We start from the raw sequence: 12,418 nt of genomic DNA on the forward strand, positions 1-12,418 counted from the left end.
GGCGGTCGTTGGGGGGGTGCTTCAACCCGGCTGTCCGGGTACCGTCCATCCTCGGATCCAACGCACCGTAGGCGGCTGGATCCGCTGGGGAGTGAGGTGCGCGAGCGATGCCGTGGTGGTCATGGCGCCCTGGTCCCGCCGACGGCGGCGATCCGGAAACCCGAAGCGGGATCACAGTCGACAGTGCGGTCCGGATCGGGCCGCCCAGCCCTCGCCAGCCGGGGGACGACTGCCCGTCCAACGAGCGGCCAGTGCTGACCGAGATGCCCGCCACCGTCGAGGCGGTGAGTCTGGGCCGGGTCTGTGACGCACTCGATCTACTCGACGTGCGCTATCTGGCCGATGGCGACGGCAACCTGCTGGCGATGTGGGAGCGGCACGCCGTGCTGGTCACCCTCGAAGGCCCCGAGGACGAGATCCTGGTCATGCGGGCACGTCCGCACGCCACGGTCCCGCCGGACTGGGCCGACCGGGCGTACCGGGTGGTCAACGAGTGGAACCACACCCGCCGCTTCTGCAAGGCGTACATCGGTGACCCGACCGAGCGCGGCCAGTTGCCGATCTACGCCGAGCTTCAGGTGCCACTCGGCGCCGGCACCCACGACGCGCTGTTGGTCGAGATGCTCGACTGCGGCGCGGCGGTCGCCACCAGCTTCGTGGACTGGCTGCACGACGAGGGCGCGCTGCTCTGACGGTGCGGCTGACCGGGCCGGTCAGCCGCCGTTGGCCGGGTCGTCCTCGACGTTGACCATGAAGTACGCGGCCCGCTCCAGGTAGTCCCAGAGTGTGCCGGCGATCTCCGGTTCAAGGTCGAGCCGATCCACGGCACGACGCATGTTCCGCAGCCAGGCGTCCCGTTCGGCCGCGCCGATCCGAAACGGCGCGTGCCGCATCCGCAGCCGTGGGTGCCCGCGCTGGGCGGAGTACGTGTTCGGCCCGCCCCAGTACTGCATCAGGAACAGGGTCATCCGGTCTGCGGCCGGGCCCAGGTCCTCCTCCGGGTACATGGGGCGCAGCAGGGGATCGGTGGCGACACCGGCGTAGAACTCGTCGACCAGCTTACGGAAGGTGGGTTCGCCGCCGACCGCTTCGAAGAGGGTCATCGACGCACCGGGACGGTCGGATTCACCTGCGGAAGTCACCGTTCCATCCTGCCAGGTGCGCCCCCTGCCGAACCGACCCGCCCGGCGTGCGTCGGATCACGCCGGGGTCGATGCCCCCGAATGTCGGGCACCCGGCCCGCTCGTGGCGACGTCGGCTCGACGGGTCAGGTGACCGCGTGCCGGCGGTGGCCGTCACCGCTGTGCGGGTCGGCGGTGCCTTCCCCAGTGCGGTCACCGGCCGGGCCCTCAGGCGGCTCGGCGTTGGCCCTCGTGGCGGCAGTGATCGCGTCGTCCACCGTCTGCCGGTCCGGCCAGCGCAGCGTGGACACCACCATGAGCACCACCCCGGCTGCGCTCCACAGGCCGACCACGATCGGGATGGGGAACCGGTCAGCGAGCACCCCGGTGATCAGCACCGCGAAACCCTGGATGACCTGCACACCGGTGGCCATCACGCCGAAGGCGCGGGCCCGGAACCCGTTCGGCAGCGCCTGGACGAACAACCCGTTGGCCATCGGCATCATGCCGGCGACCGCGAACCCGCAGAGCGCGGCGAGCAGCGCGACCACCATCGGCGGGGGGTCGAGGAGGACCGGTACGAGCATCAAGGGGGCGAGCACCGCGAGCGGCCGCATCAGCTTCAGCCGGCGAGTCGGCCCGAACAGGCGACTCACCAGCAACCCACCGAGGATGAAGCCGATCGGGTTCGCCACCATGATCGCTGCCTGTGCGGTGCCCGCGCTCACGGCGCCGCGGCTCTCGTCGTGGGCCCAGGCCGCGGCCAGCCCCTCGGGAACGATAGAGAAGAGCATCGCGCTGAACACCAGCACCGCGATGGCCCGGAGCACCGGTGTGCGGAACACGATGCCGAACCCCTCGCGAGTCTCCCGCAGCAGGTGGCTGCGGTGGGCCGGGCTCATCACCGCCGGGCGGTCGCGCACACCCAGACGCAGCAGCAGCGCCGAGAGACCGAACGTGGCCGCGTTGAACACCAGCGCCACCTCCGGGTTGATCGCGGCGACAGCGGCGCCGAGGGCGTACCCCACGACCTGGGCGGCCTGTCCGATGCTGCTGTTCAGCGACAGCCCCAGCACCAGTTGGTCCCCGGTGAGCAACTGCGGCATCAGCGCGGACTTCGCCGCCTGGCTCGGTGGGTTGGCCAACGTGGCGGCGAAGATGAGCACCAGCACCGCCTGGTACGGCAGGCCGGGAATGGCGATGAGCAGCATCAGCGCCATTCGGATGAGGTCGCACGCCACCATCACCCGTCGGTACGGGTACCGCTCCGCGAGTGCGGCGAGCACCGGACCGCCGAGCAGCCACGGCAGGAAGCTGACCGCGAAGGCGGCCGCGGAGAGCGCGACGGACCGGGTCTGTTGAAAGACCAGCAGGGTGACGGCGGCCTTCGCGACATAGTCGCCGACCCAGGAGAGAGCACCGGCCACGAACACAGCCCGGAACTCGCGCTGGGAGAACACTTCACGAAACGTGGCGGGGCCTTCCGCGGAAGGTCGCTCGTTAGGCACCGTCGCCTCCATCGGCCCCGGCTTGGCCGCTCGTGGCAGCACGGCCGGAAGCTCTCGTCAGATCTACGGATCAGCGAGGATGTGATCACGCATTGGTGGGAACGCGTGCTCCGGATTCTGCCCGATCGTCTGACAACTGGCTAGGTCGAACGGGTCGTTCGTCGCCTCCCCGACTGAACGAACGGACGATACCCGAGGGGCCGGCCGGATCGCGACCCCTGAATTGCAGGACAGTGTTCGGCCGGGTCAGGTGGCGCCGCCCTGACCAGTCTCGCCTTCGGAAAGTGGCCGGGTCGACAGACCGGGATAGATGCGGCCAGCCGCGATCTGCGCGGTGATTCCCGCATTCTCCAGGGCCTCCGCGAGACGCCGACGCAACTCCCGGCCCACCGCGTACTGCCCGTCCGCGGTCGTCTTCACCACGGTGCGGATGACCGCGCCGTCCACCGTCACCTGCTCGACACCCAGCACCTCGGGCGCCTCGACGATCTCCGGCGACAGCTCCGGGTCCATCGCGACCGAGGCGGCCGCGGTCCGTAGCACCGCCACGGCCTCCTCGGTGCTGTTGAAACCGATCGGCAGGTCCACCACCACGAGGGCCCAGCCCTGGCTCTTGTTGCCCACCCGGATGATTTCGCCGTTGCGGATGTACCAGAGCACGCCGCGGCCGTCGCGCACGGTGGTGACCCGCAGGCCGACCGACTCGACCACGCCCATCGCCTCGCCCAGGTCGACGTTGTCGCCCACGCCGTACTGGTCCTCGATCAGCATGAAGAGGCCGGCGATCAGGTCCTTGACCAGGCTCTGCGCACCGAAGCCCAGCGCGACGCCGGCGATCCCCGCGCTGGCCAGCAGTGGAGCCAGGTCGAAGCTGAACTCGCGCAGGATCATCAGCAGCGCGATGCCGAAGACGAACGCGGTGGTGAGGCTGCGCAGCACCGACCCGATCGCCTCGGCCCGCTGCCGTCGTCGCTCGGGTACGAACTCGCCCGGGTCGGCTGCGGCGCTGGGCACCCGCTCGCGCAGCGGCCGCAACATCGTCGGCACCGCACCGTCGGTGGTCGTCCGCACCAACCGGTTGATCGTCCGGTGCAGCGCCCAGCGGGCCACCATCGCCAGTGCCAGGATCAACAGCACCCGAAGCGGTTTGAGCAGGATCCAGTAACTGCCCTCGGCGAACCAGGCGGAATTGGTGATCCGGTAGAGAAATTCACAGGAGGTGCTGCCCTGGCAGCTCACCGAATCGGTGGCGGACAGGGCTAGGGGCATCACGCTGGCGGCACTCACCCTGTCTTCGTACCGTAAGGAGCCCGGGCGCCCGCCGCCGACCCACGGCTGGTGACCCCCTGGCAACCTCCGTCCTGGCAGCCCTCACCTGTTCCACGGTGTGCGGACGAAGGCCGACAGGATGGCTGGGGGCGCAGGCGGGGATGTTCAGAGGTTCGCCTTGACGATCGCATCGGTAAGTCGTAGCTTTCGTTCGTGGGGACTTACGGAGTGCATCCCGGCTGGGAGGCGTTGGGCGATCCCAGCAGGCTCGCCATCGTCCATCGCCTAGCCGAGCGGCCCCGGGCCGTGGGGGAGTTGGCAGACGAATTGCCCATCAGTCGGCCAGCCGTGTCGCAGCACCTCAAGGTGCTCAAGGGTGCGGGCCTAGTCGTTGACCAGGCGATCGGAACTCGCCGTGTCTACCGGCTCAGTCCGGTCGGGTTGGCCGCTCTGCGAGACCAGCTCGACACGTTCTGGCGGCGGGCGCTGGACGGCTATCAAGACATCGTCGGAGAGACTGAGGAAATTCCATGACGCATGCAGCGACGGCGGTGGTCCGCCGACAGATTGTCGTCAACGCGCCGATCGAACAGGCCTTCACCGTGTTCACCGAGCGGTTCGGCGACTTCAAGCCACGCGAGCACAACTTGCTTCAGGTCCCGATCGCCGAGACCGTGTTCGAGCCCAGGGTCGGCGGGCACATTTACGACCGAGGTGCCGACGGCAGCGAGTGCCGCTGGGCACGCATCCTCGCGTTCGAGCCGCCGACCCGGGTCGTCTTTAGCTGGGACATCGGACCGACCTGGCAAGTCGAAGCCGATCCGGACCTCACCAGCGAGGTCGAAGTCCGATTCGTTGCCGAGACGCCAGACCAGACCAGGATCGAGCTAGAACACCGACACCTTGACCGGCACGGCCCCGGCTGGGAGTCGGTGCGAGACGGCGTCGACAGCGACACCGGATGGCCCCTCTACCTCAGCCGCTATCTCTCGCTCTTCGGGAGCGACAACTAACGGCGCGGCAAGGGCTGTCAACCACTGTCGGGCAACGGAAGGGTTCACCGAGGCCAGGGCAGCGATCCACCCGGATGCGGATGATCCTCATACCCCATGAGGGATTAGTACGTGCAATCCGGGGTCCGATCAGGGACTATTGGCGCAACGGACGTCGGTGATCGGCCCGGCGTCGACCGTGTGAGCCCTTGTGCCCGGGCCCGGTCGGCGGTGGTCCCCAGCAGCCGCTGAACCGGGAGGGTGAGCGCGATGCCTGACATACGACCCACGGTGGGCTCCGGCGCGCTGGTCCTCAACGCCACCTACGAGCCGCTGTGTGTCGTGTCGGTGCGTCGCGCCGCGATCCTCGTCCTCTCCGCCAAGGCGGTCTGCGTCGCCGACGGGGACGGCATCCTGCACAGCGCCCGGGACGCGCTCCCGGTGCCGTCCGTGGTCCGGCTCACGCGCTTCGTCCGGGTGCCGTACCGGACGCATGTCGGGCTGTCCCGGCGGGCGATCTTCGCCCGGGACGGGTGGCGGTGCGCCTACTGCCGGGGCCCGGCCGAGACCATCGACCACGTCTTCCCGCGCAGCCGCGGCGGCCGGCACGCATGGGAGAACGTGGTCGCCGCGTGTGCCCGGTGCAACCACACCAAGGGCGACAAGACCCCGGCCGAGATGGGGTGGCGGTTACACGCGTTGCCGGCCGCCCCGAAGGGCACCGCCTGGCGGGTCCTCGGGCACCGCGCCCCCGACCCCCGCTGGGCCGACTGGCTGGATCTGCGGGAGCCCGAGGCGGCCGCCTGACTTCGAGGGGCGTGGTCAGGCTCCGGATTGCGGGCGGCTTGCCCGGCGCGCTGCGCGTTCGTGGCGGTCGACCGCTCGCCGGTGCGCGATCGCGAGTAGTCGGTCGATCTCGGGCAGCAGCTGCGGGCCGGGCATGACGATGCTGGCGAAGCCGTACAGCGCGTAGCCAGGGTGCGGCACGAGGGTGTCCAGCCGGGCGAAGTCGAACTCGTGCCGGTGCTCCTCGAATTCCTTGGGCGGGAAGCCGAACAGCCGCTCGAACTCGGCCCGGCCCAGGTCCAGGTTGAGGCGGAAGACACCGGGGCGGTCCAGCTGGGCGGCCTCGTCGAAGCCGGGCACGTCACGCTCGACGATGGTGGCGAACGGCTGGCGGCGGTCCGGGCCGACGAAGAAGAACCGGTCGCCCCAGGCCGCCTCGGGTGATCCGTTCTCCTCACTCGCCACGACCTGCTCGACGTCGGACAGCGCGACGATCCGGTCGGCGAGCACAGCCGCGTCGACACCGGTCGGGATGTGCAGGACCGCGTCGGCGTGCTCGATGGTGGCCCGGTCCAGAGGGAAGTAGCGGTAGTCGTGCGTCCGCTGCTCGGCCACGCCGATGCTGGACGCCGGCAGGTACCGGGGGAGGCCGGTCTCCTGTTGGAGTCTGCCCTCGTACGTCGAGGCGGCGGGCGGCCCGATGCCGAGCGCCGGGCTCGCGCCGAGGCTGCCGGCGATCACCGCGTACCGCTCACCCAGCAGCGACGCGACGATCGCGCCGGCGCCGGCCCACGACACCTGCATGTCGGCCAGCGTCATCGTGCTCTGGTGCCGTTGGAGGTGCGCGTTGTGCGCGAAGACCAGCGTGGGCCCGCGGTGTGCCTCGGCCGCCCGGATCGCGAGCAGGTTCTCGGCCATGAGTGCGTCCCGGACCGCGGCCAGGCGGGCGAAGCGTTCCTCCTGCGCGAGCGGGGCGGCGGCTGCGGCGTGGTAGCGCAGCAACGCGACCGCGGCCGTGCCGTGCACGAACGCCGTCGGCCAACCCACGGACTTGCGCGGCGCCCGCAGGTACAACTCGGTCAGCAGGTCGTCGGCGAGCACCCGCAGTCGCTCGGCGTCCGTCGAGCGCCCCACCGAACGGCCCGGCTCCCAGATCGCGGCCGGGTCACTCCACCGCGCCTCGTCCCCGATCAGGTCGTCGATCTCGGCGGACCGGTCCAGGCCGAGGAAGAGGCAGACCTGGTTGAGGTGGTGGCGTGGGCTCGGAGCGCTCTCCAGCTCGACCGGGGCGTCGAAGCCGTGGAACGTCAGGCGCTCGGCGACCGGCCGGCCGGCGTTCCACTCCCGCATTCGCAGCAGGAGGTCGCGGTTGGCCGGGGCCCCGCCGAATCCGTGGCTGAACCCTTCGGCGAGCGCACGGTCGAGCGTCACGTCGACGACGCCCTGCACGAACTCGTCGGCGATCAGCCCGGCCGCTCGGTCGCTCTCCACGGCGATTGAGCGGTAGCCGTGCGCCGTCAGCGACATGAAGGCCTCGTTGCGGAGCTGGAGGAAGGCGGACTCCCCGTGTGTCGGTTCGCCGAGCGCGAGCAGGTCCGGGGATACCGCGAGCAGGTCGAGAAAAGGTGGCATTCCATAAACCGTATCGTTGAACCAGCGGTTGAGACCCACGAGCGACGGAGCACGGTGGCAGCCACAAAACCTTCAAACCCAGGTGTACGCCGACCGGTCGACCTCGCGCGCGCCCACGGCCTCTCCGCGCAGGCCGTGCGTAACTACGAACGAGCCGGCGTCCTGCCGCCGGCCCAGCGCACCCCGAACGGCTACCGTCGCTTCACCGAGTTGCACGTCAAGGCGCTGAGCGCGTACCTCGCGTTGATCGTGGGCCACGGTTATGCGGCCAGCGGTGAGATCATGCGGGCCGTCAACCGGGGCGAGATCGACACGGCGCTGCGCGTCATCGACCAGGGTCATGCCCTGCTTCAGCGCGACCGGGAGACCCTGGACGCGGTCGAGACGGCGGTGGCGACGCTCACCGGAGCGACGCCGCAACCGCAGAGCCGCAAAGCTGTGCCGGTCAGCGTGCTTGCTCACCGGCTCGGTGTGCAGCCGGCCACGTTGCGAAAATGGGAGCGGGCCGGGGTGCTGCGGCCGGTACGTGATCCGGTGACGCGCCACCGGCTCTACCTTGCCGACGACGTCCGTGACGCCGAACTTGCCCACCTGCTGCGCCGCGGCGGGTATCGGCTCGACCACATCGCGGGCGTGCTGCGTCGAGTGCGCGACGCCGGCGGTGCTGAACCGCTCGCCGCGTCGCTGCGCCAGTGGCGGCAACGGCTCAGCGAGCGAGGTCGGGCCATGCTCACCGGTGCTGCCCGGCTCGCCGAGTACGTCGACGCCGGTCAGCCACCGGAACGTGCCTTGACCAGCGAAGCGAAGACCACCACGTTGTCCGCGTAGCCGGTCTCGCCGCCGACCCATTGCCCGCCGCAGGTGATCAGTCGGAGACCCGGACGGCTGAAGTCGCCGTACACCTCGTCCACCGGCAGTCGGCCCTTGTCGAACTTCTCCACCGAGTTCACCTCGAAGACCGCCACCCGCTGGTCGGTGCGGCTGACCTCGATCTCGTCACCCGAGCGCAGTTCGCGGAGTTTGTGGAAGACCGCCGGACCGCTGGTGGTGTCGACGTGCCCGACGATCACGGCTGGGCCGTACTGGCCGGGGGTGGGCCCCTGGTCGTACCAGCCGGCCTCCTGGGCGCGGGCCGCGTCCGGCACGGCGATCGTGCCGTCCGGAGCGATGCCCACGGCGTGCACGGGCGCCTGCAGGTCGATCTTCTCGATGGCGAGGCTGGTCGGCTGACTGGCCGGCAGCACCGGGAACTTCTTCGGCGGTGGTCGCAGGCCAGCGCTGAGCCGGTCCGGTAGCAGGCTCATTCCGGTCACCTGCTCGACGCCCAGCATCGCGACGATCAGCACCATCAGGGCGGCGATGGCCAGCACCGGCAATCCGGGGCTCGTACCGAAACGGTGTCGAACCGACGGCGGCCCGGCCGGACGCCGCGGCGGCAGCGGGCGGGCGGCCGGATCGGTGGTGGTGACGCTGGCCGACACCGCCTGCCCGGCGACCCGACGCAGCCGCCCGGAGACGCGGGCCACCAGCCGGCCGGACGCGCGCAGCGCCGGCCCGGCCCGGAGGCGGGCGCGGCGGTCCGGCCGCGCACGCGCGGATCTGCGGGTCATTGGTGATCCGGCTCAGGAGCCGGCTCCCGGTCGACGTCGGCCGCCGGCCATCCCGAGCACGATCGCGGTGGCCACCAGTGCCACGCCACCGAGCACGAGCAGCGAGCCGGTGCCGTGACCGCTGGCCATCCCACCGCCACCGGTCGCCGGCCCCTTGCTGGGTGAGGCCATGTTCAGCACGGTGAGTGTGGTCGACGCCGTCTGGCCGTTCTCGCAGCGCAGGTCGACCGGGTAGTCACCGGCCGGCTTGTCCCGCGGAATGGTTGCCTGCGCGGTCAGAAAGCCCTTGTCCGGTTTGAGTGTCACGTGCCCGAACGCATCGGAGTGCACGCTGGACTGCCGGTTGTTGTTGTCGTTGTCGCAGCTCGCCTTGATGCTGACCCGGCTGCCCGCCTGGGTGCTGTTCGGTGTCACCTCGACGAAGACGTTCTCGCCGGCGCGTGCCGGCGCGACCGACAACAGGACGAATGCCCCGACCAGCCCTACCAGTGTCAGTGCGGACGAGAGCGCGCGGTTGATCGTGCGGATTGCCTGCATGATTTCCCCCCAACCGGCGACGACCGCCGGAACCCTCCCCTGGGCACGCGCTGCTTTCCCGCTGGCGCGTGGGCAAACCCGCAGGCGGGCAGGGTGGGAGGGTCAGCGGGGGTGGGGGATGGGGCCGGTGGCGGGCAGAGGGGTGATGGGCTGCCAGTTCAGCGGGGAGGAGAGGACCATCGTGCTCGACGGTTGGCCGTACGGGGCGAGACGGTCGATGACCCCCTCGAACGCGCCGATCGAGCCGGCCGCCACCTTCAGCACGCTGCACGCGTCCCCGGTGATCCGATGGATCTCCAGGATCTCCGGCCAGCCGGCCACCGCCGGATCGTGCAGGATGCATCGCGCTCCGTAGCAGGACATCCGGATCAACGCGACCACGGTACGGCCGGCGCGGCTCAGGTCGACATGGGCGTGGTAGCCGGTGATGACCCCGGCCTCCTCCAACCGGCGGACCCGTTCCGCGACCGACGGTGGTGACAGGTGCACCCGCCGGGACAACTCGCTGAAGGAGAGCCGCGCGTCGGCCTGCAACTCGCGCAGCAGCGCCCAGTCCATATCGTCCACGCTCAGACCTTACTTTCGTGAACCAACTTCGCCTAGTTGCCTTTGGTTCACGAGGAGAAGCCGGTGAGAGCCGTTGATTCGGCATTCCATGGGCCGATCCGACCGCGAGATCATGATGTCGGCCAGTCCGGGGAGGGAGAACAATGGTGGATCAGACGGAGCGGCGGGCGCCGAACCGCCCCGCCACGGTGCGACCGGTGACTCCGCGGCAGCGGGCCGCCCGCGCCGCCCGCAACGGCGGCGAGCCGACGCTGGAGTTCGCCGAGCGCGTGCCGTACGACGCGTACGTGCAGGCCAGCACCCTGCACCAGTTGCAGCAACCACTCAGCAGCGACCCGGGCGAGATGTCCTTCCTCATGGTCAGTCAGATCATGGAGCTGTACTTCGGGTTGACCTGCCACGAGCTGCGGGAGACCCAGCGTCTGCTCCGCGCCGACGAGGTGTGGGACGCCGTGGCGCCACTGCGCCGCGCTGCCCTGCACCTGGAAGGGCTGAACGCCGCCTGGCAGGGCCTGCGCTGGATGACCCCCGCCGACTTCAACCGGTTCCGCAACCTGCTCGGTGAGGGCTCCGGTTTCCAGTCGGCCATGTACCGGCACCTGGAGTTCCTGCTCGGGCTCCGCGACCCGGCGCTGATCCGGCCATTCCGCCGGCAGACCGAGGTGCACGCCGCGCTGACCGCCGCGCTGGCCGCCCCCAGCCTCTGGGACGACGTGGTCGCGTTGCTCGCGCGGCGAGGGTTCGACATCCCCGCCGGCCTGCTCGACCGGGACGTCGCCGTCGAGCACGACCCGCAGCCGTCGGTCGAGGCGGCCTGGGTGCGGATCTACGATGACGCCGGCCCGGACAACCACCTGCGGTTGCTCGGCGAGGCGCTGAGCGCTGTCGCCGAGGAGTTCGGCGACTGGCGCTGGAACCACGTGAAGGCGGTGCAGCGGACAATGGGAGCCAAGGTCGGCAGCGGAGGTTCTGCTGGCCTGGCGTGGTTGCAGCGCAGCATGGCCCGGGTGGTCTTCCCGGAGCTGTGGTCGGCCCGCACCACGATGTGACCGGAGAGCGAGACATGCACACCCCTCAAGAAGAAGCGCATCGCCGGGACGAGGCCGACCCCGGCCACCGGCACCTGTTCCACGTGCCACCTGCCGACGGTGGCGAGCACCCCGAGTCGGCGTACCTGGCCGGCAACTCGCTCGGCCTGCAACCTCGGGCCACCCGCGACGAGCTCCTGGCCGACCTGGACGCGTGGGGGCGGCTCGGCGTGGAGGGGCACCTGGAGGCGGAGCGCGCCTGGTTGCCGTACCACGAGTTGTTGACCGGGCCGGCCGCGCGACTCGTCGGCGCCCGCCCGGCGGAGGCCGTGGTGATGAACTCGCTCACTGTCAACCTGCACCTGCTGATGGTGAGTTTCTACCGCCCGGCGGGCGCGCGCACCCGCATCGTCATCGAGGACGCGGCGTTCCCCTCGGACAGTTACGCGGTGCGCAGCCAGGCGCGCTTCCACGGCTTGGACCCGGACGACACAGTGGTCCGGCTCCGTCCGCGCGACGGTGAGGACGCCCTGCGCACCGAGGACGTGACCGACTACCTGGCCGCCGAGGGCGACCGGGTGGCGCTGGTGCTGCTCGGCGGGGTCAACTACCTCACCGGCGAACTGTTGGACATCCCGGCCATCACGGCTGCCGGCCGGGCAGCCGGCGCGGTGGTCGGTTGGGACCTGGCCCACGCCGTCGGGAACGTGCCGCTGGCCCTGCACGACTGGGACGTCGACTTCGCCGCGTGGTGCTCCTACAAGTACCTGAACTCCGGCCCGGGTGCCCTGGCGGGCGTCTTCGTGCACGAACGGCACCTCGGCGACGCGGACCTGCCCCGTTTCGAGGGGTGGTGGAGCACCGCGGCGGCGACCCGGTTCGAGATGACGCCGGTGTCCCGGCCACCGGCCACTGTGGAGGCCTGGCAGATCTCCAACCCGCCGATCTTCGCGATGGGTCCGGTGCGTACCTCGCTGGAACTGTTCGACGCGGTGGGGATGACCGCGCTGCGCGCCCGCAGCCAGCGCCTCACCGGCTGGCTGGAGTCGCTGTTCGACGAGGTGACCGTCGGCCGGCCGCTGCGGGTGGTCACCCCCCGCGACCCGGCCCGCCGGGGCTGCCAGCTCTCCGTGCGCATCGGTTCCGGCAGCGCCGCCGAGCTGACCAAACGCCTCCGGTACGAACACGGGGTCATCGCCGACGCCCGCGAACCGGACGTCGTCCGGTTCGCGCCGGTGCCGCTCTACTCCACGTACCTCGACTGCTGGCGGGCCGCGACGGCGCTGGCCGCGACGGTGGGGGTGACCTCTGTGAGCGCGAGGAGTGAGCCGGGGTTGCGAGCCCCGCAGTCGCGAACGAAAGGTGGCT

Annotated in this window: 13 protein-coding genes and 1 pseudogene; 7 read left to right on the forward strand and 7 right to left on the reverse strand. The window is 70.5% G+C overall.

Annotation, left to right across the window (positions count from 1 at the left end):
• Positions 1 to 107 precede the first annotated feature (107 nt).
• Complete coding sequence (locus V6U86_RS12260) at positions 108 to 692, forward strand: YbjN domain-containing protein (protein WP_334502148.1); 585 nt, start codon at positions 108 to 110, stop codon at positions 690 to 692.
• Between the two features lie 21 nt (positions 693 to 713).
• Here the strand turns inward: V6U86_RS12260 and V6U86_RS12265 are convergent, their stop codons facing one another.
• From V6U86_RS12265 to V6U86_RS12275, 3 genes are all read right to left on the reverse strand, one after another.
• On the reverse strand, positions 714 to 1,142 hold the full coding sequence (locus V6U86_RS12265) for a globin (protein ID WP_124859707.1): 429 nt from the start codon (positions 1,140 to 1,142) through the stop codon (positions 714 to 716).
• Between the two features lie 125 nt (positions 1,143 to 1,267).
• The gene (locus V6U86_RS12270) at positions 1,268 to 2,641 is read right to left on the reverse strand and encodes an MFS transporter (RefSeq protein ID WP_334502292.1); all 1,374 of its coding nucleotides are present in this window, start codon (positions 2,639 to 2,641) and stop codon (positions 1,268 to 1,270) included.
• Between the two features lie 234 nt (positions 2,642 to 2,875).
• Complete coding sequence (locus tag V6U86_RS12275) at positions 2,876 to 3,898, reverse strand: mechanosensitive ion channel family protein (RefSeq protein WP_334502294.1); 1,023 nt, start codon at positions 3,896 to 3,898, stop codon at positions 2,876 to 2,878.
• Between the two features lie 213 nt (positions 3,899 to 4,111).
• On the opposite strand from V6U86_RS12275, the gene V6U86_RS12280 reads away from it, so the two are divergent.
• The 3 genes from V6U86_RS12280 (at position 4,112) to V6U86_RS12290 (ending at position 5,697) form a co-directional block, all read left to right on the forward strand.
• Positions 4,112 to 4,432, forward strand: a complete 321-nt coding sequence (locus V6U86_RS12280; protein ID WP_334502151.1) for an ArsR/SmtB family transcription factor — start codon at positions 4,112 to 4,114, stop codon at positions 4,430 to 4,432.
• 17 nt (positions 4,433 to 4,449) lie between these two features.
• Positions 4,450 to 4,911, forward strand: a complete 462-nt coding sequence (locus tag V6U86_RS12285; RefSeq protein WP_334502153.1) for an SRPBCC family protein — start codon at positions 4,450 to 4,452, stop codon at positions 4,909 to 4,911.
• Between the two features lie 249 nt (positions 4,912 to 5,160).
• On the forward strand, positions 5,161 to 5,697 hold the full coding sequence (locus V6U86_RS12290) for an HNH endonuclease (protein ID WP_030333470.1): 537 nt from the start codon (positions 5,161 to 5,163) through the stop codon (positions 5,695 to 5,697).
• Between the two features lie 15 nt (positions 5,698 to 5,712).
• On the opposite strand, the gene V6U86_RS12295 is transcribed toward V6U86_RS12290, so the two are convergent.
• The gene (locus tag V6U86_RS12295) at positions 5,713 to 7,308 is read right to left on the reverse strand and encodes a DUF6194 family protein (protein WP_334502160.1); all 1,596 of its coding nucleotides are present in this window, start codon (positions 7,306 to 7,308) and stop codon (positions 5,713 to 5,715) included.
• Between the two features lie 54 nt (positions 7,309 to 7,362).
• On the opposite strand from V6U86_RS12295, the gene V6U86_RS12300 reads away from it, so the two are divergent.
• Positions 7,363 to 8,136, forward strand: a complete 774-nt coding sequence (locus V6U86_RS12300) for a MerR family transcriptional regulator (protein ID WP_334502162.1) — start codon at positions 7,363 to 7,365, stop codon at positions 8,134 to 8,136.
• On the opposite strand, the gene V6U86_RS12305 is transcribed toward V6U86_RS12300, so the two are convergent.
• The 3 genes from V6U86_RS12305 to V6U86_RS12315 all read right to left on the reverse strand — a co-directional run bounded on the left by V6U86_RS12305 (position 8,079) and on the right by V6U86_RS12315 (position 10,022).
• Entirely contained in the window at positions 8,079 to 8,855 is a 777-nt protein-coding gene (locus V6U86_RS12305; protein WP_334502296.1) for a class F sortase, read from the reverse strand. The genes V6U86_RS12300 and V6U86_RS12305 overlap by 58 nt on opposite strands.
• Positions 8,856 to 8,930: 75 nt before the next feature.
• A complete protein-coding gene (locus V6U86_RS12310; protein WP_334502164.1) occupies positions 8,931 to 9,455 on the reverse strand; it encodes a hypothetical protein in 525 nt (174 codons plus the stop codon).
• A gap of 102 nt (positions 9,456 to 9,557) precedes the next feature.
• Positions 9,558 to 10,022, reverse strand: coding sequence for an Lrp/AsnC family transcriptional regulator (locus tag V6U86_RS12315; protein WP_334502166.1), 465 nt, complete (start codon positions 10,020 to 10,022; stop codon positions 9,558 to 9,560).
• 146 nt (positions 10,023 to 10,168) lie between these two features.
• Here V6U86_RS12315 and V6U86_RS12320 point away from each other — a divergent pair, with 146 nt between their 5' ends.
• Both V6U86_RS12320 and kynU read left to right on the forward strand, forming a co-directional pair.
• On the forward strand, positions 10,169 to 11,071 hold the full coding sequence (locus tag V6U86_RS12320; RefSeq protein WP_334502298.1) for a tryptophan 2,3-dioxygenase: 903 nt from the start codon (positions 10,169 to 10,171) through the stop codon (positions 11,069 to 11,071).
• Positions 11,072 to 11,085: 14 nt separating this feature from the next.
• Positions 11,086 to 12,354, forward strand: a pseudogene (gene kynU / locus V6U86_RS12325) (kynureninase); the annotation flags it as partial.
• Positions 12,355 to 12,418 lie beyond the last annotated feature (64 nt).

It is taken from the genome of Micromonospora sp. CPCC 205558 (genome assembly GCF_036902955.1).
Taxonomy (GTDB): Bacteria; Actinomycetota; Actinomycetes; order Mycobacteriales; family Micromonosporaceae; genus Micromonospora.

Coding starts and splice junctions, on each gene's coding strand:
- V6U86_RS12260 (WP_334502148.1), top strand. CDS start 108: ATGCCGTGGTGGTCATGGCGCCCTGGTCCCGCCGACGGCGGCGATCCG.
- V6U86_RS12295 (WP_334502160.1), bottom strand. CDS start 7,308: ATGCCACCTTTTCTCGACCTGCTCGCGGTATCCCCGGACCTGCTCGCG.
- V6U86_RS12310 (WP_334502164.1), bottom strand. CDS start 9,455: ATGCAGGCAATCCGCACGATCAACCGCGCGCTCTCGTCCGCACTGACA.
- V6U86_RS12290 (WP_030333470.1), top strand. CDS start 5,161: ATGCCTGACATACGACCCACGGTGGGCTCCGGCGCGCTGGTCCTCAAC.
- V6U86_RS12275 (WP_334502294.1), bottom strand. CDS start 3,898: ATGCCCCTAGCCCTGTCCGCCACCGATTCGGTGAGCTGCCAGGGCAGC.
- V6U86_RS12270 (WP_334502292.1), bottom strand. CDS start 2,641: ATGGAGGCGACGGTGCCTAACGAGCGACCTTCCGCGGAAGGCCCCGCC.